Source organism: Halarchaeum rubridurum (assembly GCF_014647115.1).
Lineage (GTDB): Archaea > Halobacteriota > Halobacteria > Halobacteriales > Halobacteriaceae > Halarchaeum > Halarchaeum rubridurum.
Genome location: NZ_BMOO01000003.1, coordinates 352,494 through 376,676, shown reverse-complemented (window position 1 = coordinate 376,676; position 24,183 = coordinate 352,494). Strand labels below are relative to the sequence as shown.

Genomic DNA, 24,183 nt, shown 5'->3' with positions numbered 1-24,183 from the left:
TTAATAGAATATTGGAGAGTCCAGCAGCGGTGGAAAGGCGAGAAAGCGGCCCAAAAGCCGGTATACGGAGGAATAAAGAGATTGGAACGTCGGGGCAGAAATGTCAAATAAAATTGTATGGACTCGCCGGGATTTGAACCCGGGGCCTCTCCCATGCCAAGGGAGTGATCTACCACTGATCTACGAGCCCTCGAACGCATCTCTTCGTATCCGGGGGACGTAATTGAACCCTTCGATCCGGCCTCGACGGAAGTGGAAACCCTTTAGCGTCCGAGACGCCCACGACGTCGTAGGGAACTGCACGGCCGCATATCCGACGCGTCGTCCGCTTGGGCGGCTTGGGAGTGTGGCAGTGCTCGGACGCACCCGCGTCCAGCGCCGCACAGCGGTTCGTGTCGTTCCAACTCACACTATGGCACGAATGCACACCCGCCGTCGCGGCTCGTCCGGTTCGGACAAGCCGGCGGCAGACGAACCTCCGGAGTGGAGCGACGTGGACGCCGACGCCGTCGAGGAGCGCGTCGTCGAACTGGCCGAGGAGGGGTACGACCCCAGCCAGATCGGCATGAAGCTGCGCGACGAGGGCGTTCAGGGCACGCCGGTCCCGGACGTGAAGCTCGCCACGGACAAGAAGGTCACCGAGATTCTCGAGGAGAACGACGCCGAACCCGAGCTCCCCGAGGACTTCCGGAACCTCCTGGAGAAGGCGATTCGCCTGCGCGAGCACGTCGAGGCGAACGGCCAGGACCACCAGAACCGGCGCGCGCTCCAGAACACGGAGTCGAAGATTCGCCGGCTCGCGGATTACTACCGCGGCGACGAGCTCGACGAGGACTTCACGTACTCGTACGAGGTCGCCGTCGAACTCCTCGAAGAGTAACTCCCGATGTCCACCACGGGTCGTCCGGAGTCGTCCGCCGACGCCGCGACGCTGGCCGAGCGCTGCCGCGAGGCGGCGTTCGTCCGCCTAGTCGCGCGGCCGGACGGCGATGCGGTCGCGGCCGCGGGCCTGCTCGCGCGGGCCTGCGCGGCGACCCGGACGCCCTATCAGGTGAGCGTCGCGACGACCCGCGGTGCGGCGAGTGACCGCCTGCTCGCGGGTGCGGCCGACGACGCGACGCTCGCGCTCGGCTTCGAAGGTACGCCGGCGGACGCGACGCTGACCGGGGACACTCTCTCGCCGGCGGCGTTCGACGCGGCGCGCGAACTCCACGATTCGGAGCCGTCGCTCGCGCTCGCCGGCGTCCGCGCGACCGGGGCCGTCCCGCCCGAGGAGCTCGCCGAGGCGTTCGAGCGCCGGCCGGGCGTCGGCCTGCCGGTCGCGGACCTCGCCGACGGGCTCGCGCACGCGACGCTGCTGCACGCCGACTGGTCGGGCGACGACCGACAGGCGGGCGCGTTGCTCGCGGAGCTCGCCCTCCCGGCGGAGCTCGACGACGACGCGCGGCGCCGACTGGCGTCGCGGGTCGCGCTCGACGCGACGGAGAACGCCGCGCCGCGCGCCGTCGGGGCGCTCGACGGCGTCCTCCGACCCCACGTCACGCCCGACGGGCCGTTCGAGACTGCCGAGGGCTACGCGGACGTCCTCGACTGTCTCGCGGCCCGCGAGCCCGGCTTGGCGGCCGCGCTCGCGCTCGGCGTCGCGGACCGACCGACGGCGCTCGACGCGTGGCGCGAGCACGCGAGCGCGACCCACGCGGCGCTCCGGACGGCCGACCCCGCGCGGTACAGCGGGCTCGTCGCCTGCGAGGCGGACGCGCCCGCGTGGCCGCTCGCGCGACTCGTGCGCGACACCCGCGCGGACGAACCCGCGGCGCTCGTCGTCGGCGACGACGGCGCGGTACTGGCGACGACGCCGGACGGACCGGACGCCCGCGGGACGCTCGCGGCGGCGCTCGACGACGACGCCGTCGCGGGCGCCTCGACGCATGCACGGACGGACGAGTCGGACGCCGAGACCGTAATCGACGCCGTTCGGGAGGTGTGTTCGGGATGACCGAGGACACCACCCGGCGTGCGACGGTCCGGACGACGCACGACGACGCCGACCTCGTCGCGCGTGCGGTCCGGCCGGACAACACCGACTCGATGACGACGCGCGTCGAGGGCGACGCGGTGGTCACGACGGTCGAGCGCGACGACACCGGCGGTCTGCGGGCGACGACGGACGACTACGTGGTGAACGTCACGGTAGCGAGCGAAGTCGCACAGCACGCGAAACGACACACGACACACGACACATGAGCGAACGTTCAGTATCCAAGCAGAACCAGCAGAAGCGATGGTACACCGTGCTCGCCCCCGAGCAGTTCGACCGGGCGGAGCTCGGCGAGACCCTCGCGGACGAACCGGAGAAGGTGCTCGATCGCACCATCGAAGCCACCCTCGACGACGTCACGGGCGAGTCGGGTGGCGAGAACAACCTCAAGCTCACCTTCCAGGTGACGGACGTCGGTAGCGACTCGGCGTACACCGAGTTCGTCGAGTCCTCGCTGACGCGCGACTACCAGCGCAGCCTCGTCCGTCGGGGCTCCTCGAAGATCGCGTCGGTCATCACCGTCCAGACGACGGACGACTACCGCGTGCGCCTCCAGCCGGTCGCGTACACGACGAAGAGCGCGGACGACAGCCAGCAGAAGGCCATCCGCCGCCTCATGATCGACCTCGTCGAGGAGGCCGCGGAGGAGCGCACCTTCGAGGGTCTCATCGACTCCGTCATCGAGGGGCGTCTCTCCAGCGCCATCTACAGCGAGGCCAACACCATCTACCCGCTCCGCCGGGTCGAAGTGGAGAAGGCCACGCTCGAAGCCCACCCCGAGGAGGTCTACGAGGAGGAGGAGACCTCCGCCGTGGACACCGACGACGAGGAGTAACGACTCACTCACGTTTCTTTCGACGCGCGACGCGCTTAGCGGCGGCGCTGTGACGGAGACGCGTGTGCGACGCCAGTCTCCGAGCTTGGCGCGACGCCTCGCTCCGTACACGACGCCGCGCGATCACCGCGACGTCCGGTCCATCCCACCTCGGCCGGATATAAACACGTAAGGACGCGGTGGTCGTCGCGTGGGGTATGCCTCCCGGGTCCGACGACGGCCGTCGCGCGCGTCTGCGCGACATTCGCCCCCGGTTCGCGGGGCGACTCGGCGTCGCGGACGTCGCCACGGTGGCGAACGCGGCGCTCGGCTTCTGCGCCGTCGTCGCCGCGGCCGTCTCGCCCGCGCTCGCCGCACGCGTTCTCCTCCTCGCCGCGATGGTCGACGCCGTCGACGGCATCCTCGCGCGGCGCTACGGCGGCTCGACCGTCGGGCCGTACCTCGACTCGCTCGCGGACGTCGCCTCCTTTTGCGTCGCGCCCGCCGCCCTCCTCGCCGCCGTCGCGCACGCCGCCTGGCAGGGACCGTCGTTCCTCGCCGCGGTCGCCGTCGGCGCGTGTTTCGTCGCGGCCGGTGTCGTCCGCCTCGGCCTCTACACCGCCGACGACGTCGGAAATGGCCACACCGAGGGCGTCCCGACGACGCTCGCGGGGACGCTCCTCGCTGCGGCGGTACTGGCCGGCGTCACCGACCCCGCCCTCGTCGTCGGCTTCGGCGCGGTGCTCGCCGCCGCGATGGTGACGTGCCTCCCGTACCCCGACCTCCGCGTGCGCGACGCGCTCGTGATGGGCGCGGTGCAGGCGCTCGCCGTCCTCGCGCCGGGTGCCCTCGGCCGACTCTTCCCGCGCGCGCTCCTCGCGTTCGCGCTCGCCTACGCCGTCCTCGGGCCGTGGTTCTACCGGGTCGGCGAAGGGAAACGCTGATAGGCGCGCTGGCGGAACTCCCGGGTATGAGTGACGGGGACGACGAGCCGGCCGACGCCGCGGACGAACCGGCCCCCGACGAGTCCGAGAACGCGCCGGCCGAGGAACCCGACGCGGACGACTCCTCGACGGCGGGCGAAGACGAGGAGCCCCGCCCGGAGGAGCGCGAGCGCTACGAGGCGCTCCGTGCGCGCCTCGGCGAGGCCGAGGACGCCCTCGAGGCCGCCGAGACCGAAGCCGACCTCGACGGCGTCGAGGCGACCCTCGACGACATCGAGGCGGACATCGAGGACGCCGACTTCACGGACCCCGAGGAGTTCCAGCCGGACGAGGAGGAACTCGACGAGGACGAGGAGGTCGAGGAACTCCTCGACTTCGCGGAGGAGTTGACGAACGAGCTCCAGGACCTCCAGGACGAACTCGAGGAGCAACGCGGCCCGTACGCCGCGGACGTCGTGGACGAGATAGAGACCGCGAAGTCGACCGTCGAGAGCACGCGCTGGACGGAGACGGGCGACGAGCAGGTCGCGGACGCCATCGGGGCGTTCGTGGCCGACGCCGCCGACACGCTCGACGCGGACCTCGCGGGCGACGACATCGAGGCGCTCGACGCGACCGTCGCGGCCGTGGAGGACGCGGGCCTCGACGCCGACGACGACGAGGAGACCATCGCCGCGCTCCTCGCCCTCGCGGACGACCTCCAGTCGGGCATCGACGACTCGCAGGCGTTCGCCGACCTCTCCTCGCGCGCGAAACTCCAGTACGAGGGGTTCTACGACGTCCTCGGCAAACACAAGGACTACCCGCCGGAGTGGTCCGCCGTGAAGGAGTGGGCGAAGCGCGACAACGTCGAGATGGTCGCGCTCTGCATGGAGCACTTCGGCGACTCCGAGTACATGCAGAAACACTGCCTGGAGTCGTTCGTCCGCATGGGCAACCCCGAGGCCATCGACGTCCTGAAGGAGAAGGCCCAGCGGCGCAACCTCACGGCCGTCGAGGCGCTCGGGAAGACCGGTCACCCCGACGCCGTCGAGGGCGTCGCGGACTACATCGACTCCGACTCGAACCCACAGCTCCAGAAGACGGCGCTGCGGGCGGTGGGCGAGCTCGGCGCGACCGAGCACACCGAGGACGTCGCCCAGTGGCTCGTCGCGGAGCGCGAGGACGTGCGGAGCGCGGCCGCGCGCGCCCTCGGCCTCCTCGGTGACACGCGCGCCATCGCCCCGCTCGGCGACGTCCTCGCCGACGAGGCGGAGAGCGAGGGCGTACGCGCGAGCGCCGCGTGGGCGCTCTATCAGATCGGCACCGCACGCGCCCTCGAAACCGCGGCCGAGCACGCCGAGACGCGCTCGTTCCTCGTGCAGTCCGAGACCGAGAAGGCCGCGGCGGCGCTCGACTAGAGGAAGAACGCGAGGAACTCGACGGCGAACCCGGCCGCGGCGAAGAGCGCGCCGAGCCGGCCGATCCACGTGTGCTCGCGCACCGACTGCGGCGAGATATCGACGTTGTAGTTCTCGAACTCCGGATCGTAACTCACGTAGCTCGGCTGCTGGAAGAACTCGAGGAAGACGAGCAACATCCCGAGCGTCGCCAGCGCGTAGCCGCCCATGCGGACGCTCTCGATCAGCGTGAACGCGACCATACGCCGCCCTCGGGACGCCGGTCGCTAAAGCGTGCCGACCGCGTCCGGGGGTTCTTCTGCGATGACGGGCCGATACCGGCGCGTGACGCCACGGACACGCCGCGCCGCGCGACTCGCCTGTGCGCTCTTGTTCCTCTGTTCGGTTTCGACGACCGGGGTCGTAGCGGCGGCGGACGACACGGCCACGACGAGCGTGACGAACACGACGGCCACCGCGGATGTCACGAACGCCACGAACGCGATGGAACCGAGCACGGTGGCTCCCGCCTCCGCACCGGGGCCCGCCACGGGCACCCCGCGCGTCGTCGCGCTCTACCCGAACCCCGTTCGCCAGGAGGACGCCGGCGAGTTCGTCACGCTCGCGTTCCCGGACGAGACGCCGCTCGGACGGTGTGCGCTCGCGGATGACGAGGGGAGCGTCCGTCTGCCCGACGTCACGGTTCGTGGACGGGTGACGCTCAGTACCGCCCCGAATCGGACGCGGGCGCTCGTCGACGGCCGCGTGATCGAGAGCGAGCTCCCGTCGCTCGCCAACGCCGGCGAGCGCCTCGTCCTCGTCTGCGACGGACAGGTCGTGGACGCCGCGAGCTACGCCGACGCCCCCGAGGGCGAGGTCTACGCGCGAGGCGTGTGGCGCTCCCCCGGCCGGACGGCGTTCGACGTGCGGTCGGTGACGGACGCCCCGACGACCGTGTTCGCGCTCCCGGACGCCCCCGGCGTCGTCACGGACACCCTTGAGGCGGCCGAGCGCCGCGTGCTCCTCGGCGGCTACACGTTCACCTCGGCGCGCGTCGCCGCGGCGCTCCGCGACGCCGCCGCGCGAGGCGTGCGCGTTCGCGTCCTCGTCGAGGGCGGGCCCGTCGGTGGCGTCTCCGCGCGCGAGGCCGCGCTCCTCGACTCGCTCGCCGCGACGCCGAACGTCACCGTGACGGTCATCGACGGCCCGCACGCGCGCTATCCGTTCCATCACGCGAAGTACGCCGTCGTCGACGACGCGGCGCTCGTCACCTCGGAGAACTGGGACCCGAGCGGCGTCGGCGGCCGCGCGACCCGCGGGTGGGGCGCGGTCGTCCGCGACCCCGCGCTCGCCGACGCCCTCGCCGCGGTCCACCGCGCAGACAGCGGGTGGCTCGACGGCGTCGGATGGGACGCGTACCGCTCGAACGCGACGTTCCAGCCGCCGAGCACCGCGAACGGGACGTATCCGGCTGCGTTCCCGGCGTTGAGCACGAGCGCCGAGCGCGTCTCGCTCGTCGTCTCACCCGACACCTCGAAGCGCGCGCTCGTCGGCTTCGTCGAGAACGCCACCGAGACGCTCGCCGTCGAGCAGATGGACTTCGACCCCGACACCGCGCTCTGGAACGCGACGCTCGCGGCCGCCGAGCGCGGCGTCCGCGTCCGCGTGCTCCTGAGTAGCGCGTGGTACGCCCGCGAGGAGAACGCCGCCCGCGCCGCGCGACTGAACGAGCGCGCGCGACGCGACGGCCTCGACCTCCGCGCGAAACTCGTCGACCCCCGCGGGCGCTACGGCCACCTGCACGTGAAGGGCGCAATCGCGGACGGCGCGCGCGTCCTCGTCGGGAGCGTCAACTGGAACGCGAACGCCGTGAACGCGAACCGCGAGACCGACCTCGTCATCGCCGACCCCGAGATCGGGCGCTACTACGCGCGGCTCTTCCGCGCGGACTGGCGCGGCGGCGTCTGGACGCTCCCCGTCGGTCTGGCGCTCGCGGCGCTCTGCGGGCTCTGTGGTGCGTGTCTGTACCTGCGACGAGAAATATCGTTCGCCGCCGTCGATGCCGGGACCGACGGTGACGACTCCGGCACCGAGACGCTCGGCTGGCGCGGCGAGGAGTGGGAGTAGCTATCGCGTCAGCGTGCTGTGCAGTTCCTCGTCGATTTCGGCGTCCGCCATCTTCGAGACGAGGGCGTCGAGGACCTCCTCGCGCATCCCGTTGACGAAGCGGATGGAGCCGACGACGAGGTGGCCGCCACCGGAGACGCCGGCACCCGGGAACTCCTCGTTGAGCTCGGTGACCATCTGCGGGATGTCCATGCGCACACCGTCAGAGCGGAGGACGGCGAAATCGGGGCCGTAGCCGATGGTGATTACCGGTTCGCCCGTCTCCTCGACCTTCCGGTCGTGAATCTCGCCCGTCGTCTTCCCGGGTGCGGGGTAGGTGAAGCGGTGCGCGTAGTTCTCGACGTCGATGCGGTAGAGGTGCGCGCCCGAATCGACGGTCTCGTGTTCGACGTGGGGGAGTGCGGCGTCGAGTTGGAGTTCGACGTCGCGCTCGGCGCGTTCGGCGAGCCACGGGACGAGGTCGCGCTGGCGCTCCTCGTCGCCGCCGACGTTCAGCACGTCGTTGATGAGGTTGCGACCGGCGCTGTAGCGGAGCCAGAAGGCCTCGTAGTCGAGCGCCTCGCTGACGTCGTGGAGGAACTCCTCGTCGTAGCCGGCCTCGCGGGCGAGGTCGAGGTAGTCGCTCATCGCTTCGGCCTTCGAGCGGTCCGAGAGCCCGGCGACCGCGGGGACGTGGTCGAGGTCGTCCGCGATGGAGGGCGCGATCATCCGCGCGAGCTCGACGCACATCATGCCCGTCGTCACGCGGTAGTCCTCGCCGTGGAGGTAGGGGTTGACGTGCTCGTCGACGAGCGGGTCGACGGCGTCGTGGTCCGGGTGGTGATGGTCGACGACGAGGATGGGGATGTCGTAGTGGCTCAGCGTCTCGTAGGCGGGCGTGTCCTCCTCCGTGGAGCCGTTGTCGAGCATGAGTAGGAGCGGGAGCTTCTGCCCGTGGCGCGTCTGGTCCTCGAGGGCGAAGTTGAGGTCGCGCGTCGCGTCCTCCATCTCGTAGTAGGGCGCCTTGCTCGGGAGGCGCTTGAGGAGGTGGCGCTTCGCGTCGGGGTCCTCGTGGGTGCGCTCGATGAAGCGCTCAAGGGCGAGCTGGACCGGGACGCTCGCGCACATCCCGTCGCCGTCGGCGTGGTGGCGCATCCGGATCGGGCGCGACTCCAGCACCGTCCGGCGGAGGCGACGGGCGACCCGCTCGAGGTCCGGGTAGAGTTCGCGCATCGCCGGCCAGTCGACGAGCGGGTCGACGTCCGCGGGCGTCGCGCGCTCCGCGGTGGAGGCGTCGAGGCGAGCGCGGACGTGTTCGGCCGTCCCTTCGTCGAGCGTTTCGAGCGCGTCGATCTCGACTTGGACCGCGCCCTCGCGCTCCTCGACCTCGCCCGTCACGTGGACGACGTCGCCGATCTCGATCTCGGGGTAGGCGCGAACGCCCGCCTCCTCGAAGGCCGTGCAGGGGACGGTGCCGCTCTCGTCGCGGAGGCGGAACACCGTCGGGCCGCCGGTCTGTTTGATCTGGACGATTTCGCCCTCGACGTGGACGACGTCGCCGACGCGGCCGGTGAGCGCGCCCGCGGCGGCGCGGTCGTAGGCGAACGCGCGCTCCTCGACCGTGTAGTCGTCGCCCTCGTAGAGCTCGAAACCGAGGTCGCCGTTTTCGCGTATCTCCGTGAGCGCGACGACGAGGTCGTCGCCGACCTCGTAGTCGGCCTCCGCGGGGAGGACGGACTCGTGGAGGAGCCCGGAGACGTTCTCTGAGAGATCGACGAAGACGCCGTAGTCGACCACGCCGTTCACGGTCGCGGTGTAGCGCTCGCCCACGTCGATGGCCTCGACGGTACACTCGGGGGCGAGCCGATAGACGACGGGCGTGGCGTCGTCGTCGGAAGAACCGTCAGTCATGAGTTCGGTTTCGTCACCGCCGCCTTTAAGGCTTTATAGGTAGCTCGACGCCGCTTCCGCCGATCGCGGGATCCGGGGCCGCCGTCGTGCGCGCCCCTGGGCGGCGCCGCCCTGTCCCGCCCTCGAAAGGTTTAGCACGCGCGGGCGACCACGACGACGTATGGCGTTCCGCTCGCGGCCGGTGGTCGGCATCGCCGGGGAGACGCTCGACTTCGCCCTCGAGGCGGCCGAGGACTCCCACCCGAACGAGTACCTCGGCGTGCTCCGGGGGACGCCGGCCGCGGAGTACGACATCGACGGGACGGGCGACCTGATCACGGACGTCCTCTTCATCCCGAAGACGACGTCCAGCCCCGTGCAGGCCACCCTCCAATCCGACCTCGTGCCCAACGACAGCCACACGGTCGGGACGGTCCACTCGCACCCGAACGGCGTCCTCCGTCCGAGCGACCAGGACCGGCAGATGTTCACGAAGGGCAACGTCCACGTGATTCTCGGCGCGCCCTACGAGCGCGACTGCTGGCGCGCGTTCGACCGCGAGGGCGAACCGGCGACGCTCGACGTCTACGACGTCTCGCTCCCCGACCCCGAGGACTTCTTCGACTTCACGCAGGCGGACATCGACGCCGAACTCGAAGAGGAGGGGCGTCGATGACGGCGCGCGTCGTCGCGCAGGGCACCTTCGACCTCCTCCACCCCGGTCACGTCCACTACCTCCGCGAGGCGAAGGCGATGGGCGACGAACTCCACGTCATCGTCGCCCGCCGCGAGAACGTGACGCACAAGGCGCAGCCGATCCTCCCGAACCGCCAGCGCCGCGACATGGTTGCCGCGCTCGCCCCCGTCGACGAGGCGCGCGTCGGCCACCCCGACGACATCTTCGCGCCCATCGAGGACATCGAGCCGTCGGTCATCGCGCTCGGCTACGACCAACACCACGACGCCGACGCCATCGAGGCGCAACTGACGGAGCGCGGTCTCGACTGCGCCGTCCGCCGCGCGTCGGCCCGCGAGCACCGATACGACGACGAACTGCTCTCGACGGGCGCAATCATCGAGCGCATCCTCAACCGGCGCGGCTGAACGGCTACCGACGCGCCGCGCGAGCAGCCGCCCTCCACGTCCACGCGACCGATAACGGTTTTGCGCCCGGGCGCGACACCACCGGACGATGCCCTCCACTCATCGCGTCGCCGCGGGCCTCGTCGTGCTCGTCGGCGTCCTCGCACTCGTGTACAGCATGCTCATCGTCCAGCAGGTGCTCCTCGGCGTCGGCGTCCTGCTCGCGGCGCTGGCGCTCGCCGCCATCGTCTACTACGGCGGGACCGACCGGCGTACGCTCGTCCGCGCGACGATGGCCGTCACGGTCGTCTACGGTGCCGTCACCTTCCAACTCCCGCTCGCCGTCGTCGCCGCCTGCGTCGTCTACCTCACGGCATGGGTCACCGGCCCCGACAGCCCCGTGGACGCCCCCGACACGACCATCCTCCCGGTCCTCGATACTCTCGGGAGGGACGTGGCCGACTCGCCCGACACCGCGAGCGCGACGGCCGACGGCGACGACCCGCGGCGCTGAGGGAAGCCTTTAGCGCGGCCCGGCCCGACCACACGGTATGGACACCGTCTCGGAGACCTTCGACCCCGAGCGCTGGGAGGAGGTATCGGAATTCGACTTCGACGACCTCACCTACCACCGTGCGCGGGACGTCGGCGCGCTCCGTATCGCCTTCGACCGCCCCGCCGTGCGCAACGCCTTCCGTCCGGGGACGGTGGACGAGCTCGCTACCGCGCTTGATCACGCCAAGCGCCAGTCGGACGTCGGCTGCGTCATCCTCACCGGCAACGGCCCGAGCCCGAAGGACGGCGGCTGGGCCTTCTGCGCCGGCGGCGACCAGTCCGTCCGCGGCAAGGAGGGATACGAGTACCGCGAGGAGGGGGAGGGCGAGGACGTCGACGAGGCCGAAGCCGGCCGCCTCCACATCCTCGAAGTCCAGCGCGCCATCCGCTTCATGCCGAAACCCGTCGTCGCCGTCGTCCCCGGCTGGGCCGTCGGCGGCGGCCACTCCCTCCACGTCGTCTGCGATTTGACGCTCGCCTCGGCTGAGCACGCGAAGTTCCTCCAGACCGACCCCGACGTCGCCTCCTTCGACGCCGGCTTCGGCTCCGCCTACCTCGCCAAGCAGGTCGGCCAGAAGAAAGCGCGGGAAGTCTTCTTCCTCGGGAAGACCTACAGCGCCGAGGAGGCCGTCGACATGGGGATGGCGAACGAGGCCGTCCCGCACGACGAACTGGAGGAGACGGCCCTGGAGTGGGCGGAGCGGATGTGCGGGAAGTCCCCGATGGCGATGCGGATGCTCAAGTACGGCTTCAACGCCACCGACGACGGCATGGTCGGCCAGCAGGTCTTCGCCGGCGAAGCCACCCGCCTCGGCTACATGACCGACGAAGCCGCCGAGGGCCGCGACGCCTTCCTCGAAGGCCGCGACCCCGACTTCGACGACGACGCCTGGTACTACTGAACTTTTTTGCCGTTCGGGTCGCGCTACGCGCGCCCTCTCACCGCAAAAACCTTCACTAAAAAGGCCCGCGAGCGCGCCGCGCTCGCGGAACGGCTCGGTGGCCGCGGCCGAACCGTGTGACCGTACACCGCGACGCCGAGTCGACCCGCGACCCCACGGTGACTGAACCGCGACCCAGCGTACCAGGCCGTGACCGCATACCGCGACGACGACCGGGCCACGACCGTACTGCCCTCGCTTACTTCTCTTGGGCGTCGACGACGGCGACGGCCGCGAGGTTGACGATGTCCTTGACCTCGTCGCCGCGCTGGATGACGTGGACCGGCTCGTCCATCCCGGCGAGCATCGGGCCGATGGCGTCGGCGCCACCGAGGCGCTGGAGGAGTTTGTAGCCGATGTTGCCGGCCTCAAGGTTCGGGAAGACGAGGCAGTTCGCCGGGCCGTCGAGTTCCGCGAAGCCGTACGTGTCTTCGAGGATGTCCGCGACGACGGCGGTGTCGGCCTGCATCTCGCCGTCAACCGGGAAGTCCGCGCTCGGGTCGTCGTGGAGCAACTCGACGGCTTCGCGGGGTTTCGCGGTGCCCTCGTTCTCGACGCTGCCGAAGTCCGAGTAGGAGAGGAGCGCGACGCGGGGGTCGACGTCGAAGCTCCGTGCGGTCTCGGCGACGTGGTGGGTGATCTCCGCGAGCTGTTCGGCCGTCGGGTCGAGGTTGACGGTCGCGTCCGCGCAGAAGATGACGCGGTTCTTGAACGTCAGCATGTAGACGCCGGCGACGTACTCCGCGTCGGGCGCGGTGCCGACGACCTGCAGCGGCGGGCGAAGCGCCGTCGGGTGGTGGTGGGTGAGGCCGGTGAGGAGGGCGTCCGCGTCGCCCTGCTCGACCATCACGCTCCCGTAGTACGCCGAATCCCGGGAGACGAGGTCGGCGGCTTCGCTCCGCGTCACGCCCTTGCGTTTGCGGAGTTCGTGGAGGCGCTCGGCGTACGCCTCGTTTTCGGTGGCCTCGGGGTCGACGACCTCGGGGTCGAAGTCGAGCGCGAGGTCGTCCGTGATGGCCGCGACCGTCTCCCGGTCGCCGAGGAGGACGGGCTCCGCGATACCCTGGTCCTGCAGTTGGTAGGCCGCACGCACCATCTTCTCCTGGTCGCCGTCGCCGAGGGCGACGCGTTTCGGGTCGCTCTTGGCCTTGTTGAGGACGACGCGCATCATCTCGCGGCTCTTGCCGAGACGTGCCTCTAAGCGCTCGCGGTACGCCGCGAGGTCGAGCGACTCGCGCGCGACGCCGGACGCCATGGCGGCGTCGGCGACGGCGGGCGCGACCTCGAAGAGCACCCGCGGGTCGAGCGGCTTCGGCAGGATGTACTCGGGGCCGAACTGCAGGGGCTGGTCGCCGTAGGCCTTCACCACCTGGTCCGGGACGTCCTCGCGGGCGAGCTCGGCCAAGGCCTCCGCGGCGGCGACCTTCATGTCCTCGTTGATCTCGGTGGCGCGGACGTCGAGGGCGCCGCGGAAGATGAACGGGAACCCGAGCACGTTGTTCACCATGTTCGGGTAGTCCGAGCGCCCGGTCGCCATGATGACCCGGTCGTCGCGGGCCGCTTTGGCCTCCTCGTAGCCGATCTCCGGGTCGGGATTCGCCATCGCGAAGACGATTGGCTCGTCCGCCATCGAGCGGATCATCTCCTGGCTGACGATTCCGCCGACCGAGAGCCCGACGAGGACGTCCGCGCCCTCTATCGCGTCCGCGAGGTCGCCCGGTTCGACGCCCTGCGCGAACGGCTCGGCGTGCCGGCTGAGGTCGCCCGCGTCCGCGCGCTCCTGTGAGAGGACGCCGTCGATGTCGCACATCGTGATCTGCTCGCGCGGGACGCCGAGCGACGCGTAGAACTTCGCGCAGGAGACCGCGGCCGCCCCCGCACCGGAGAACGCAACTTCGATATCCTCGACGTCCTTGCCGACGATGTCGAGGGCGTTGAGGAGGCCGGCGCCGCTGATGATGGCGGTCCCGTGCTGGTCGTCGTGGAAGACCGGGATGTCCATCTCCTCGCGCAATCGCTCCTCGATTTCGAAGCACTCGGGGGCCTTGATGTCCTCCAGATTGACGCCGCCGAAGGTCGGCTCCATCGCCGCTACGCTCTGCACGAACGCGTCGGTATCGTCCTGATCGAGCTCGATGTCGAAGACGTCGATGTCCGCGAAGCGCTTGAAGAGCACGCCCTTGCCCTCCATGACGGGCTTGGAGGCCTGCGCGCCGATGTCGCCGAGGCCCAGCACCGCCGACCCGTTCGACACTACACCCACCAGGTTCCCCTTCGCCGTGTACTTGTACGCGTCAGCGGGGTTCGCGTCGATCTCCCGACAGGGCACGGCGACGCCCGGCGAGTACGCGAGCGAGAGGTCCCGCTGCGTGTTCGTCGGCTTCGTCGTCGCAATCGCCACCTTTCCAGGTGGTTCCCGTTCGTGGTAGTCGAGCGCGTCTTCGTCGAGTCCCATGTCGGGGCCCACGGACGACGCCACGAAAAACCCGCCGCCGTCGTCGGCGTCCTCGCCCTCGGTCTCGGCGTCCGCCTCACGACGCGAGTACCGGGCGAACGCTCTTGTGAGCGCCCGCCGAAGTCGCGCGTATGCCGAACGAGGCCGACGACGCCTACGAGGAGACGAACCGATTCGAGGGCGGGACGAGCTGGCTCGCCCACCCCGACGAGGCGATGCAGCGAGTCAGTCACGTCCTCGACACCGACGCGGGCGTCTTCCTCGTCGACCCGCTCGACGCGCCCGGCATCGACGACCTCGCCACCGAATTCGGCAGCGTCGCGGGCGTCGTCCTCCTGCTCGACCGTCACGAGCGCGACGCCGCCGCCGTGGCGAACCGCCACGACGTCCCCGTCTACCGCCCGTCCTTCCTCACCCGCGAGGTCGACGCACCCACCGAGTCCTTCAGCGGCTCGCTTCCCGGCACCGACTACGGCCTCCTGCGGACGCTGAGCGTCCCCGGCTGGCACGAGGCCGCGCTCTTCGACGGCGAGACGCTCGTCGTCCCCGAGGCCGTCGGCACCGCGCCGTTCTTCCGCGGCGCCGACGAGCGCCTCGGCGTCCACCCGATGCTCCGACTCACCCCGCCCTCGACGCTCCGCGGCCTCCGACCCGAGCGCATCCTCGTCGGCCACGGCCACGGCGTCCACGAGGCCGCCGCGGACAGCCTCCGCTACGCCCTGGCGCACTCCCGGCGGAACGCGCCCGGCGCGTGGGCGGGGATGGTCCGCGAACTGTTCCGGTGACGCGGGCGGCCCGAACGGAGCGGACCCACCCGAAACCGCGCGGGCGGCCCGACCGGGTCGGTCGTGACGGTGCGGGCGTCTCGTCGCGCTCGCTCGCCCGAGCAACCAGACGCGGCTCGACGAAGACCACGGTGGCGGTAGTTTTAACGGAACTAGCCAGGTACGCCCTACCGAATGCTCGACGCCATCGGTGACGCTGTCGTAACCCTCTTCGACACGTTCGGGGTCTACTACGTCCTCGGAACGTGGCTGTTCATGGCCTCGGCGCTCGCCCTCGTGCTCGGTGCGAGTCTCGAAGAGCCGTCGGCGCAGGCGACGGTGGCTCTCTTCGCGTTCGTCCTCACACCGTTTTCCCTGTGGTGCCTGCACGTCGTGTACACCGCGACTCCGATACCGCGTGAGGTGTTCGGCTTCGACCTCACGGACGTCTCGACGGCGACCTTCGTCTTCGTATTCGCGTCCGGCTTCCTTTCCGAGGTCGTCGACCACCTTCGGATCGCGCCGGAGTCGTGAGCCTCCTCTCTCTCGCCGTCGATTTCGTCCCGAAGGTCGGCCTGGGCTGTCTCGCTCTCGGGAGCTTCCTCTTGACGGCGAGTGTGCTCGGGAATCCGAACTCCCCGGTCGGCGCGCTCCGCCCGGGAGTCGGTCGATCGATAAGCGGCGTCCAAGCCGCGCTGAGCGCCGGTGCCGGCCTCGGAATCGCGCTCAGCGTGCTCCACCTCGAACGCACGCATCCGCTGCTCTTGATCGTGTTCGCCGGGCTTCCGGCCACGTACATCGAGGGCTTCGCGGCCCCGGTCGTCTACGACAAGCTCCGGTACGCGGTCCGGAACCGGACACTGTCGCTTCCCGGACTCGGGCTCGCGACGAAGCTCGCCGTGAAGCTCGCTATGCTCTTCGTGTTCCTGTTCGGCGTGAGCGCGCTCACCGCGCTGGTGTCCACCGGGACGCTCTCCCTCCCGCTCGGAGAGGTCGCGATCGCGAGCTGGACCCTCTTCGTGCTACTCTACACGGCAGTCGGGCTCGCACTGAAGTTCGTGACGACGGACACGCGGTACTCGACGGCGTTCGTAGCCGGGACGATCGCGCTACTCACCGGTGCCGAGTTGTACAACCTGGCGACGCTCCGAGCCGAGTTGCTCGTCATGGCTCTCGGATTGGCCGCGTATAGCCTCGGGTTCTGGCAGAACGCACTCCGGCTCATCCGGACGTCACGCGGCCGGTGATCCGTGCGCCGTCTGCGTGCGAGGGGCCTCCGTGCTGACGGTCGGTGGGCCGGTTGAGCGGGGATTGGCCTCCGGTCAGAAGAACCGTGAGAGCCACGAGCGCTTGCCTTCGTCCCTGCGATGTTCGAGCGCGTGCAGTCGGCGTCGAGTCCGTTCGTGCCGGCGTCGTTCCGCTTCCAGGGACTCGTAGAGGTGGTCGTGGTGGGCCGTGAGCGTCGCCACTTCCCGTCGGAGGTCCGCGATGGAGGCCTCGACGTCGACGAGTGTCGCACGTCTGGTGTCGCCCGTCGCCGTCACGTGCTCGCTCGCCCGGGCCGGGTCGCGTTCCACGCCACCACTGTCCGACGTGTCGGTGGTGGACGCCGACGGCTCGTAGACGTCGGATATTCCCCGCGCTGCACGCGCGACCGTCTGCTCGCCGTACGTCCGGCCGTCGGCGTAGTGGCGCTCGTCCCACTTCGCTCGATAGAGCCCGGAGCGCCTGAAGAGCCGGTCCATCTGCGCGACGTCGCGGCGCGTCCAGAACGCGAGCGTGAAACAGAGCGCCATATCGGCCTCGGAGTGGCTGTCGTAGCCGCTCGTGTCGCCCCGCCAGAGTCGGGCGAACTTCTCGCCGTTCTTCGCGCGCCGGGCCTTCGCCAGGAGGTCGTCGTCGGCGTGGCCGGACCCCGACGGCGTGTCGCTCTCGTCCATCGGCGGCGCGGCGACGTGCTCGGCGTGGATCGCCGCGAGGGCGTCCGTTCGTTCGCGGACGTCGGTCGGCGTGCCCCCGACCCAGTCGCCGGTGACGGTGAAGAAGCGCGCCGTCGCGTAGCACTCGATGCTCCCGGAGCGATTCCCGCCATCGGGGAGCGTCCCGCGGACGTAGACGTGGAAGCCGGTTCCGGAGGGACTCACCTCCGTGTAGGAGTCGAGGTCGTCGACGATAGCGCGCGCCCACGACGCCGGGCGGCCGGTCTCGGGGTCGCGGCAGTCGTCGAGGTCCACGCCGACGAACGCGTCGTCGTCCGTGAAGACGAACCCTACGCCGTCGACGGCGGCACTCCGCGCGGCACGCTGTGCGACCTCGAAGGACGCCCACGTGCTCGGCTCACGCACCGACGCGTACGCCCCCGTGTGTGGAGCGAGCGGGACCTTCGTCGCCTTCCCGTCGCGCTCGCGTTCCGCCCAGCAGACCCACTGCGCACACGCGGTGAGGGCGTCGGGGATCGTCGCGTCACTCACGGCGTCCCTCCACGGGGACGCGCTCGGCCGTGTCGGCCGCAACACGTCCGCTCGTGTCTTCGTCGGCGTCGTCCGGAGTGTGGCCGTCGACGACCGCCGCCTCGTACGCGCTCGCGCGTACCCGCAGTGGGAACCAGCCTTCCTCGTCGATACCGAGCAAGGCTTCGGAGTAGCCGTCGGCCTCGTTCCCGGCTTTCGCCGTCCGCACCCAGTTGGCTTCGCGTTCGCTCAGCCCGAACCACGTGGCGAGTTTCTCCGCCTCCTCGGAGACCCGATGAATCTGGACGAGCGAGCAGAGGTCGGCGATCGTCTTCGCCTCCGGCGTGAGCGCGAACTCCCCGCCCGTCTGCGTGACGAAGTGCACGGAGAGGTCGTAGTGGCGGCTGTGGCGCACCGCGGTTTCGAGGAAGCCCAGCGACGACGCGTCGCCCATCAGGTAGTGCGCCTCGTCGATGACGAAGAGGACCTTCTTCGTGGTGGCTTTCGCGCGCTCGTAGACGGCGTTGAACAACACCTGCATCATCAACCCCGTCTCGACGCGGCCCTGCGCGCCTTCCTCCTGATGGAGGTCGAGGTAGAGCACGGGCGAATCGAGGTCGAACCCCGTGGGCTTCGTGAGGTTCGCGAAGTCCCCATCGAGGCGGAAGGAGGGACGCAGGTCCTTCAGGAGCGAGCGGGCGTCCTGACGGACGCTCTCCTGCTCGCCGTCGGTCGCGTACCCGAAGGTGCCCGGGTCACCGAGGAGGGCTTCGAGGACGTCGATGACCGTCCGTACCGTCGGTGAGGGCCGGTCGTGCGTCGCCGGATCGCGCGTGATGCCCTGTCGTTCGTAGGCGTCCTGAACGGCACGTCGGAGGGTCTGTTTGCGGTCGCCGAGTGGGCTGTCCGCGACGCCCGCGAAGAACGTCTCGAAGAAACTCATCACCCACGCGATCTGCTCGGCCCACGGGTCGAGGTCGGGAACGCTCGCCAACACGTCCGCGGGCGTCGACTGCAACTCCAGGGGATTGAGACCACGTCGCCCACCGACGACGATGCGCTCGCCGCCGAGGGCGTCGTTCACGCCCGCGAAGCCCTCCATCGGGTCGAGCATGACGACGATCGTCTCGTCGTCGTACATCGCCTGGCGGACGATCTGGAGTTTCGTCGAGAAGGACTTCCCCGCGCCGAGTTTCCCGATCGTCATCATGCAGTACCCCGTCGAGCGGCTGAACCGATCGAGGACGAGCGGGCTCTCGTTGAGCGCGTACGTCCCGTACTCGATTCCTGGCTCGGCGAACGTCCCGGCGACGAACGGGAACATCGCGCCAACGGCACCGGCGAGCATCGGCGTTCGGGTGTCGAGCGACTCGTTCAGCACGTCACGACCGAGCGGGCTACAGGACGCGAGCGCGTCGCGTTGCGACCACCGCGGCGTGACCGGAGTGAGGTTCGCGGGTGCTTGGCGTGCGGTCTTGCTCACGCTCTCGATATCGACGCCGTTTCGCGTGTCGCCACGCGCGCTCAGATACATCGAGACGTCGAAGGCGCGCGTCGGCGTGTTCCGGAGGACGTCGTAGAGCGTCTGGTAATCCTCGAGGTCCTTGCGGACGCCGCGAGCGCCCGCGCGATGCTTCTCGACGAGGTACTCGTGGTCGGCTTCGAGGTCCTCGATCCGGTTTTCGAGGTCGCTCAGCGTCCGTCGCGTGTCGCGCGGATCGAGATGGATGGCGACGTCGGTCTCGCGGGTGTCGCCGGTCGCGTAGAGCGTCTCGAAGAGCCCATCGAGGGGTTCGTCGGGATACTCGGCGACCCAGAGCGTCCGCCGCCAGCGCGCGCCCGTCCGGACGGCGCTCGGATGCTCGTCGACGCGGTCGGGCGCGACGAGCCCGCGATGCGTCTCCGCGGGGTCGGAGAGTGGTGCCTCCGAAGGCGTGTACGCGACACGCACCTCCGGCGTCGCGTCGGTTCCCGCCGCGGTGTCGTCCCCCTCCGTGGTGTCGTCTTGCTCCGCGGCGTCGGTCTCGTCAATCCCCCCGAGCGGGAGGAGGCCCCGGAGGCGACGAGCGAGGCTCATCGCCGGCCTCCGACGAGCGGCCGCGTGCGGAGTCGTGCGGCCATCCCGTCCGCCCGTGGTTCGCCGTGCCAGAACGACGCCACGACCGAGAGCATCTCGTCGGCCGGGACGCGCGCCGCAGTACAGCCCTCGATCTCGTGGAGGCCGCGCTCGACGTGACGCAGCCGTTCGTCGAGTGCCGCCACCATCGTCGTGTATTCGTCGACGAGCGGTGGGGCGAACCACGCGCGCAGGAGGACGCCGACGACGGGAATCGCGGCGAGTTGCTGGAGGAGGCTCTCGTGTTCGAACTGGACCTCCTCGGGGGTGATCGGGACGACGACGTAGTGATCACGGATCGTCATCCGTCGGGCCGCGAGTTCCTTGGTGTACCACGCGACGTAGTGTTCGATGAGCGCGGCGAGGCGCGGGTTCGCCTTCACGTCCGGGTCGTCGAGGCGGCGCTCGTAATGCGCGACGTAGTCCGCGGTGGGGAACTCCTGCGTCGTCGAGAAGAGCTGGATCGGGAACTCGACGACGGTATCCAGAACGCTCTGGAAGGCCGCCGCGGTCGCTCGCCACTCCTCGTCGGTCGCCAACGCCATCGACGGCGGCGTCACCTGCACCATCCCGACGAGCGCGCCGTCGCGCCGTTCGAGCACGTCGTCGTCGAGATGGGCTTCTTCGAGTCCCGTCAGCGTCTTCGCGCTCTCGTAGTCGTGTTCGCGGCCGCGACCGTGGAAGCCGGCGAACGTCGTCAGCCAATCGATGCTCGTCGTGTACGGCGGTGTGAGGTAGACGAACAGCGCGCCAACGCCGATCGCGCACGCCACGAGCGGGAGCGTCACTGACTGGACGCGATACCGCGCGACGGTCGTCGCTGGGTCGACGACGACCTGCAGGACGAGGAGGACGACCACACCGGGTAGGAGCCCGATAGCGACGTCCCCCAGGGTGTACGTGCCGAACAACTGTGCCTCCGTCCCGAGCGATTTCGGGATTCGTTTCGTCGTGTCTCCGGTGCTCATTGGATATATCGTGGGGTGTCGTCATCGTCGTCGTCGCGCCGGTCGCGCTTCGACGGCGCGTTTCGCGCACCCCGGTCGCGTAACGCGTCGAACTCCGTGCTCCGATCCGATACTGGTCGCTTCGCCTCCGACGCCTCCGTCGCGTTCGCACTCTCTTCGGTCCGGAAGACCGACTGGAGGGTCGTGCGGGCGTTCGTGACGCGCGTCCCCGCCCGATGTGCCGCCGAGCGACTCGCGTCGAGCAATTGCTGGTTGTCCCGGGTGATCGCGGGCTCCCCACGGACACCGCGGGAGAAGTTCCGCCCGCTGTGCGCGACGGTCCCCGCAGTGCTCTGCACGTGCTCGAAGCGCCCACGCGCCCGCTCGGCGGAGACGGAGCGCCCCATCCGCTCGACGAGGACGAAAAACGCCCCCGCCTGCCAGAACAACACGAGCGGCGAGAGGACCGCGGCGAACGGGATCACCAGCCCGAGGAGCCAGACGCCGATGGCGTCGAGCGACGGATCGAGGCTCGTCCCGAGCAACTCCCCGAGGCGTAAGAGGAGCGCGACCGGCACCGTCATGAACAACAGCGGGACGTAGAACCCCGCGAGTCGCGTCATGAATCGTGAGACGAGGACGAACGGACCGACGCCCGGGATCCAGAACACGATCAACAGCGGCATCAGCAACACGAAGAGGTAGAGGCCGACCTGCCGCATCGTGTAGAGCAACACGAGCACCACGAACAACACGAGGTCGACCGACTGCGTGAGCACGAGCCCGAGGACGCCGAGCGTCGCCAACGACGCCGATTCGAGAAGCGCGATCTCCGAGAGGTCGGGCACGATGAACCCCGCGAGGGCGTCGAGGAGGCGCAGCGAGAACGCCGCCATCCACCACCACGAGAGGACGCCGAGCAGGCCCGTGAACGCGCGGCGCTTCAGTTTCGCGCGGTGATAGCTCCCGAAGAGATGGCTCGTCGACTCCAGGAAGATCACGAGGCCGACCATCACCCCGTAGAGGGCGAGTGCGAGCGGGACGACCGTCGCCCAGTAGTAGTCGTAGACGTTCGGCCACGCGCCGTTCGTCGGCGGCCCGAACACCTGATCGGGGTACGGCGTCGAGACGACGAGGCCGACGATCGCGTTCCCGTACGTCTCGACGAGCGCCCCGACCGGGGCGAAGAAGACGCGGAGCAGTTCGAGCGCCGCGTCGACGAACGCGTCCCAAAAGCTACTCATCGCTCACCGTGGGCATTCAGAGCCCCCGCCACGGCGGCCACACGCGCAGGCCAGTCGCACGATCCACGACGAACGCCGCGAAGAGGAACGCACCCGCGGGCAGTGCGAGTTCGAAGAGCGTCGCCATGAGCGAGAGCTTCGTCCCCCGGACGTAGACGGTGTCACTGCTCGCGGCGAACGCGGTGTCGGCCGTCCACCACGGCGCGGGGTCGAAACGCGCCGTGACAGCACCCGGCGGCCGCGGGATCGTCACCGTCGCCACGCCCGAGGCGTTCGTCTCGACGTCCTGACCCGCGACTGAGAGCGTCCCAACATCATCGGTCCGTATCGGCTCGCCTGTCGTCGCGTCCCGAAGCGTCGCCGTGAGCGTCACCGACGCCGCATTCGCGTCGTCGACGGCGAGCGTCAATGCCGTGTCGTGGACCGCGACTTCCTCGACCTCCGTCGGGTCGATCGTCGCGTTCGAACCACGGACGAGGCCCGTGACGAAGACGTCGGCGTCGCTCGGCGTGCTCACGTGCGCGACGACGGTCGGGTGGCGCGGATACGGCTCGGTCGCCACCGGGAGATCGAGGTGCTCGGGGAGCGTTGGGGGCTCCACCAGCGTCGTGCCGACCTCACGTGCGGTCGGGAGACGCGGCGTGCTCCGACTCGGGAAGGCGTAGATCTGGAGGGGTTGTGCGGGCGACGCCAAACTCGCGTGGCTCGAGTCGCCGAGTACGTCGAGGCGATCCCACCGCGGGTCGCGCGCCGTGTAGAGCCGCCACCGACTCTGCACGGTCGTCTCGCCGAGTGACGCCGTGAGCCACGGCCGCGTCGTGGTGATCGCTATCGACTCCTCGCCGTCCGAACGAACCGCACGAGAGACCGGCACCGCGGGGTCGTAGGTCGTGACGACGACCGAATCCCGGACGACGAGCCACTCGGTCGTGAGGTCGTCGTCCGCGGTCGCACCCGACGCGAACCCGCCGTCCGGCCACGCCGAAACCGGCGCGTGCCGGCAGTGTGGGTGTCTGATGTCGTCCGAGAGCGTCGTCCGGAGGAGCGCCTCGACCGTGAGCGTGTGTTCCGTACCGGTCTCACCAGCGAGACCCGCGAACGACAGCGTCGGCCGTGACGTCCGATACGCGCGATCCACTTCCTCGCCGTCGACGAGGAGACGAACCGCGACGACGCGGTCCTCACAGAGACGCCACGGGACGTCGTGGCCCCGAACGATGTCGTAGCCCATCTCGCGGACGCGATAATCGACGACGGCGAGTACCTGCCCTCGTGCACCGACGTACAGCGGGTGGTCGTCGTCGGACCGGAGTGCGCGCGTCGAGGGCTGTACGGCGAAGATCGAGACGAACGCGTCCTTGATGTTCCTCCGGTCGACTTGCCCGACGCCGTGAGGCACGATGACGGTCTCCGAGTTCGTGCGCGGATACTCGGCGTGATCACCGCGGTTCCACTGCTCGACGGCGCTCGGCGGACTGTCGAAGGGAACGTCGGTCAGCGCCACAATGTGCGCGAGTGCGGCCGCGTCGCTCGCGTTCGTCTCGCTGTCCGCGTCACCCGACCAGAGCGTCCCGAACGTCTCGGCGTCGAGCCCGTGCTCCGGTTCCGTCGGTGGCTGCGCGAGCGACTGCGTCGTGCTCACGGCCAGGCCGACGAGACAGAGCGCGAGCAGTGACCCCGAGCGCGCATTCAGAAGCCGCAACTCACGCCACCCGACACGACGTCGTTCAGCACGAACTGGAGGATCGCCGTCCCGAGCGGCGCGACGATCACACCCCAGATGAGCCCCTGATTCCGCACCTCCTTCAGCTCCTTTTTAAGGTCCGCGCGCCGGACGGTGGGAATAGCGACCGTCGCGCCGAGTGCCGTCACGCCACCGACGAGCGGCCCGCCGTACTGGATGATCGTGAAGAGGTTCTTGATCGTCGCCGCCATCTCCGTCTGGCAGAACGCCGCGCCGATCTCCGCCGCCGCCACCGGCTCGACGGCGACGAGGCCCAGCGCCATCGTCGCCACCCCGACCGCCAGTACCCGTGTCCGCCCATACCGTTCCCGCGTCGGTTCCGCGATAGCTGCACCGTCGTCTGCGTTCATGAGCATTCGTAGCACTACCCGGCTGCGACGAACGGCACCGCCGTCCGCCGATTACGGGCATCTACAACCGTTCTTACAGGAAGGCAGGCGTAGATAACTGTTTCTAGTAGTACACATCTGCGTGGCCGGAACTGTCTAGTTAAGCCAGTTTGGGAACGAGTTGGTCGTTGAGTTAATTGGTTCAGCTGCTCGCAGACTTGCCCACTTTTCAAACGGACTCAACCAGACAATCAAAATATAATGATTGCCTCGGAGGGGTAGCTATTCCCGATACCTACTCCAGACCCTATACATGCAATTACTGCACGAAAACAACTGCGATAGGTGTGTAAATGTCCAGGAAGTATGGTGTTTGAGGCTATA

Annotated in this window: 24 protein-coding genes and 1 tRNA gene; 14 read left to right on the top strand and 11 right to left on the bottom strand. The window is 69.5% G+C overall.

The features are described 5' to 3' along the window. Positions 1-118: 118 nt before the first annotated feature. Positions 119-190 (bottom strand) — tRNA-Ala (locus tag IEX84_RS08110). 222 nt (positions 191-412) lie between these two features. On the opposite strand from IEX84_RS08110, the gene IEX84_RS08105 reads away from it, so the two are divergent. From IEX84_RS08105 to IEX84_RS08080, 6 genes are all read left to right on the top strand, one after another. Next, complete coding sequence (locus tag IEX84_RS08105; protein WP_188871688.1) at positions 413-880, top strand: 30S ribosomal protein S15; 468 nt, start codon at positions 413-415, stop codon at positions 878-880. Positions 881-886: 6 nt separating this feature from the next. Then, on the top strand, positions 887-1,996 hold the full coding sequence (locus IEX84_RS08100; protein WP_188871686.1) for a hypothetical protein: 1,110 nt from the start codon (positions 887-889) through the stop codon (positions 1,994-1,996). Continuing rightward, positions 1,993-2,244, top strand: coding sequence for a KEOPS complex subunit Pcc1 (locus IEX84_RS08095; protein ID WP_188871684.1), 252 nt, complete (start codon positions 1,993-1,995; stop codon positions 2,242-2,244). Before IEX84_RS08100 ends, IEX84_RS08095 begins: the two co-directional genes overlap by 4 nt. Next, complete coding sequence (locus tag IEX84_RS08090; protein WP_188871682.1) at positions 2,241-2,873, top strand: 30S ribosomal protein S3ae; 633 nt, start codon at positions 2,241-2,243, stop codon at positions 2,871-2,873. Before IEX84_RS08095 ends, IEX84_RS08090 begins: the two co-directional genes overlap by 4 nt. Before the next feature lie 242 nt (positions 2,874-3,115). Beyond that, complete coding sequence (locus IEX84_RS08085) at positions 3,116-3,796, top strand: protein sorting system archaetidylserine synthase (RefSeq protein WP_188871977.1); 681 nt, start codon at positions 3,116-3,118, stop codon at positions 3,794-3,796. Positions 3,797-3,822: 26 nt separating this feature from the next. Further along, positions 3,823-5,196 (top strand): HEAT repeat domain-containing protein, encoded by a 1,374-nt coding sequence (locus tag IEX84_RS08080; RefSeq protein ID WP_188871680.1) that lies wholly within the window; start codon positions 3,823-3,825, stop codon positions 5,194-5,196. Here the strand turns inward: IEX84_RS08080 and IEX84_RS08075 are convergent. Together IEX84_RS08075 and IEX84_RS08070 are read right to left on the bottom strand one after the other, a co-directional pair. Beyond that, the gene (locus IEX84_RS08075; protein WP_188871678.1) at positions 5,193-5,438 is read right to left on the bottom strand and encodes a hypothetical protein; all 246 of its coding nucleotides are present in this window, start codon (positions 5,436-5,438) and stop codon (positions 5,193-5,195) included. The genes IEX84_RS08080 and IEX84_RS08075 overlap by 4 nt on opposite strands. 24 nt (positions 5,439-5,462) lie before the next feature. Continuing rightward, positions 5,463-5,693, bottom strand: a complete 231-nt coding sequence (locus IEX84_RS08070; RefSeq protein WP_188871676.1) for a hypothetical protein — start codon at positions 5,691-5,693, stop codon at positions 5,463-5,465. Between IEX84_RS08070 and IEX84_RS08065 the strand changes: the two genes are divergently transcribed. Continuing rightward, positions 5,680-7,302, top strand: a complete 1,623-nt coding sequence (locus IEX84_RS08065) for a phospholipase D-like domain-containing protein (RefSeq protein ID WP_188871674.1) — start codon at positions 5,680-5,682, stop codon at positions 7,300-7,302. The two genes, IEX84_RS08070 and IEX84_RS08065, sit on opposite strands and share 14 nt — an antisense overlap. Here the strand turns inward: IEX84_RS08065 and IEX84_RS08060 are convergent, their stop codons facing one another. Next, positions 7,303-9,192 (bottom strand): DHH family phosphoesterase, encoded by a 1,890-nt coding sequence (locus tag IEX84_RS08060; protein WP_188871672.1) that lies wholly within the window; start codon positions 9,190-9,192, stop codon positions 7,303-7,305. It abuts the gene before it with no gap. Positions 9,193-9,352: 160 nt separating this feature from the next. On the opposite strand from IEX84_RS08060, the gene IEX84_RS08055 reads away from it, so the two are divergent. The 4 genes from IEX84_RS08055 to IEX84_RS08040 all read left to right on the top strand — a co-directional run bounded on the left by IEX84_RS08055 (position 9,353) and on the right by IEX84_RS08040 (position 11,711). Further along, positions 9,353-9,847: a Mov34/MPN/PAD-1 family protein gene (locus tag IEX84_RS08055; RefSeq protein ID WP_188871670.1), complete on the top strand. Its 495-nt coding sequence runs from the start codon at positions 9,353-9,355 to the stop codon at positions 9,845-9,847. Then, positions 9,844-10,275: an adenylyltransferase/cytidyltransferase family protein gene (locus IEX84_RS08050; RefSeq protein WP_188871668.1), complete on the top strand. Its 432-nt coding sequence runs from the start codon at positions 9,844-9,846 to the stop codon at positions 10,273-10,275. Before IEX84_RS08055 ends, IEX84_RS08050 begins: the two co-directional genes overlap by 4 nt. An 88-nt stretch (positions 10,276-10,363) precedes the next feature. After that, on the top strand, positions 10,364-10,768 hold the full coding sequence (locus IEX84_RS08045) for a hypothetical protein (RefSeq protein WP_188871666.1): 405 nt from the start codon (positions 10,364-10,366) through the stop codon (positions 10,766-10,768). A 37-nt stretch (positions 10,769-10,805) separates the two neighbouring features. Next, a complete protein-coding gene (locus IEX84_RS08040; RefSeq protein ID WP_188871664.1) occupies positions 10,806-11,711 on the top strand; it encodes a 1,4-dihydroxy-2-naphthoyl-CoA synthase in 906 nt (301 codons plus the stop codon). Positions 11,712-11,949: 238 nt separating this feature from the next. On the opposite strand, the gene IEX84_RS08035 is transcribed toward IEX84_RS08040, so the two are convergent. Further along, positions 11,950-14,205 (bottom strand): NADP-dependent malic enzyme, encoded by a 2,256-nt coding sequence (locus IEX84_RS08035; protein WP_188871662.1) that lies wholly within the window; start codon positions 14,203-14,205, stop codon positions 11,950-11,952. A 131-nt stretch (positions 14,206-14,336) separates the two neighbouring features. Here IEX84_RS08035 and IEX84_RS08030 point away from each other — a divergent pair, with 131 nt between their 5' ends. The 3 genes from IEX84_RS08030 to IEX84_RS08020 all read left to right on the top strand — a co-directional run bounded on the left by IEX84_RS08030 (position 14,337) and on the right by IEX84_RS08020 (position 16,216). Further along, positions 14,337-14,990 (top strand): hypothetical protein, encoded by a 654-nt coding sequence (locus tag IEX84_RS08030; RefSeq protein ID WP_188871660.1) that lies wholly within the window; start codon positions 14,337-14,339, stop codon positions 14,988-14,990. 174 nt (positions 14,991-15,164) lie between these two features. Further along, positions 15,165-15,503 (top strand): hypothetical protein, encoded by a 339-nt coding sequence (locus IEX84_RS08025; RefSeq protein ID WP_188871658.1) that lies wholly within the window; start codon positions 15,165-15,167, stop codon positions 15,501-15,503. Beyond that, entirely contained in the window at positions 15,500-16,216 is a 717-nt protein-coding gene (locus IEX84_RS08020; RefSeq protein ID WP_188871655.1) for a hypothetical protein, read from the top strand. Before IEX84_RS08025 ends, IEX84_RS08020 begins: the two co-directional genes overlap by 4 nt. A 75-nt stretch (positions 16,217-16,291) precedes the next feature. Here the strand turns inward: IEX84_RS08020 and IEX84_RS08015 are convergent, their stop codons facing one another. Genes IEX84_RS08015 through IEX84_RS07990 form a run of 6 tightly spaced genes read right to left on the bottom strand, consistent with a single transcriptional unit; the run spans position 16,292 to position 23,826 of the window. Then, positions 16,292-17,440 (bottom strand): phage NrS-1 polymerase family protein, encoded by a 1,149-nt coding sequence (locus IEX84_RS08015; RefSeq protein ID WP_188871653.1) that lies wholly within the window; start codon positions 17,438-17,440, stop codon positions 16,292-16,294. After that, on the bottom strand, positions 17,433-19,496 hold the full coding sequence (locus tag IEX84_RS08010; RefSeq protein WP_229732342.1) for a VirB4 family type IV secretion system protein: 2,064 nt from the start codon (positions 19,494-19,496) through the stop codon (positions 17,433-17,435). Before IEX84_RS08010 ends, IEX84_RS08015 begins: the two co-directional genes overlap by 8 nt. Next, the gene (locus IEX84_RS08005; protein ID WP_188871651.1) at positions 19,493-20,503 is read right to left on the bottom strand and encodes a hypothetical protein; all 1,011 of its coding nucleotides are present in this window, start codon (positions 20,501-20,503) and stop codon (positions 19,493-19,495) included. Before IEX84_RS08005 ends, IEX84_RS08010 begins: the two co-directional genes overlap by 4 nt. After that, entirely contained in the window at positions 20,500-21,726 is a 1,227-nt protein-coding gene (locus IEX84_RS08000) for a hypothetical protein (RefSeq protein WP_188871648.1), read from the bottom strand. Before IEX84_RS08000 ends, IEX84_RS08005 begins: the two co-directional genes overlap by 4 nt. Positions 21,727-21,742: 16 nt before the next feature. Continuing rightward, positions 21,743-23,428 carry a hypothetical protein gene (locus IEX84_RS07995; RefSeq protein WP_188871646.1) on the bottom strand — a complete coding sequence of 562 codons (1,686 nt, stop codon included), beginning with the start codon at positions 23,426-23,428 and terminating at the stop codon, positions 21,743-21,745. After that, the gene (locus IEX84_RS07990; protein WP_229732341.1) at positions 23,416-23,826 is read right to left on the bottom strand and encodes a hypothetical protein; all 411 of its coding nucleotides are present in this window, start codon (positions 23,824-23,826) and stop codon (positions 23,416-23,418) included. Before IEX84_RS07990 ends, IEX84_RS07995 begins: the two co-directional genes overlap by 13 nt. Positions 23,827-24,183 lie beyond the last annotated feature (357 nt).

Bases quoted from the DNA above. Each gene is read 5' to 3' on its own strand.
- IEX84_RS08105 (WP_188871688.1), top strand. From the start codon at position 413: ATGGCACGAATGCACACCCGCCGTCGCGGCTCGTCCGGTTCGGACAAG.
- IEX84_RS08100 (WP_188871686.1), top strand. From the start codon at position 887: ATGTCCACCACGGGTCGTCCGGAGTCGTCCGCCGACGCCGCGACGCTG.
- IEX84_RS08095 (WP_188871684.1), top strand. From the start codon at position 1,993: ATGACCGAGGACACCACCCGGCGTGCGACGGTCCGGACGACGCACGAC.
- IEX84_RS08090 (WP_188871682.1), top strand. From the start codon at position 2,241: ATGAGCGAACGTTCAGTATCCAAGCAGAACCAGCAGAAGCGATGGTAC.
- IEX84_RS08080 (WP_188871680.1), top strand. From the start codon at position 3,823: ATGAGTGACGGGGACGACGAGCCGGCCGACGCCGCGGACGAACCGGCC.
- IEX84_RS08075 (WP_188871678.1), bottom strand. From the start codon at position 5,438: ATGGTCGCGTTCACGCTGATCGAGAGCGTCCGCATGGGCGGCTACGCG.
- IEX84_RS08065 (WP_188871674.1), top strand. From the start codon at position 5,680: ATGGAACCGAGCACGGTGGCTCCCGCCTCCGCACCGGGGCCCGCCACG.
- IEX84_RS08060 (WP_188871672.1), bottom strand. From the start codon at position 9,192: ATGACTGACGGTTCTTCCGACGACGACGCCACGCCCGTCGTCTATCGG.
- IEX84_RS08055 (WP_188871670.1), top strand. From the start codon at position 9,353: ATGGCGTTCCGCTCGCGGCCGGTGGTCGGCATCGCCGGGGAGACGCTC.
- IEX84_RS08050 (WP_188871668.1), top strand. From the start codon at position 9,844: ATGACGGCGCGCGTCGTCGCGCAGGGCACCTTCGACCTCCTCCACCCC.
- IEX84_RS08045 (WP_188871666.1), top strand. From the start codon at position 10,364: ATGCCCTCCACTCATCGCGTCGCCGCGGGCCTCGTCGTGCTCGTCGGC.
- IEX84_RS08040 (WP_188871664.1), top strand. From the start codon at position 10,806: ATGGACACCGTCTCGGAGACCTTCGACCCCGAGCGCTGGGAGGAGGTA.
- IEX84_RS08035 (WP_188871662.1), bottom strand. From the start codon at position 14,205: ATGGGACTCGACGAAGACGCGCTCGACTACCACGAACGGGAACCACCT.
- IEX84_RS08030 (WP_188871660.1), top strand. From the start codon at position 14,337: ATGCCGAACGAGGCCGACGACGCCTACGAGGAGACGAACCGATTCGAG.
- IEX84_RS08025 (WP_188871658.1), top strand. From the start codon at position 15,165: ATGCTCGACGCCATCGGTGACGCTGTCGTAACCCTCTTCGACACGTTC.
- IEX84_RS08010 (WP_229732342.1), bottom strand. From the start codon at position 19,496: ATGAGCCTCGCTCGTCGCCTCCGGGGCCTCCTCCCGCTCGGGGGGATT.
- IEX84_RS08005 (WP_188871651.1), bottom strand. From the start codon at position 20,503: ATGAGCACCGGAGACACGACGAAACGAATCCCGAAATCGCTCGGGACG.
- IEX84_RS08000 (WP_188871648.1), bottom strand. From the start codon at position 21,726: ATGAGTAGCTTTTGGGACGCGTTCGTCGACGCGGCGCTCGAACTGCTC.
- IEX84_RS07990 (WP_229732341.1), bottom strand. From the start codon at position 23,826: ATGCTCATGAACGCAGACGACGGTGCAGCTATCGCGGAACCGACGCGG.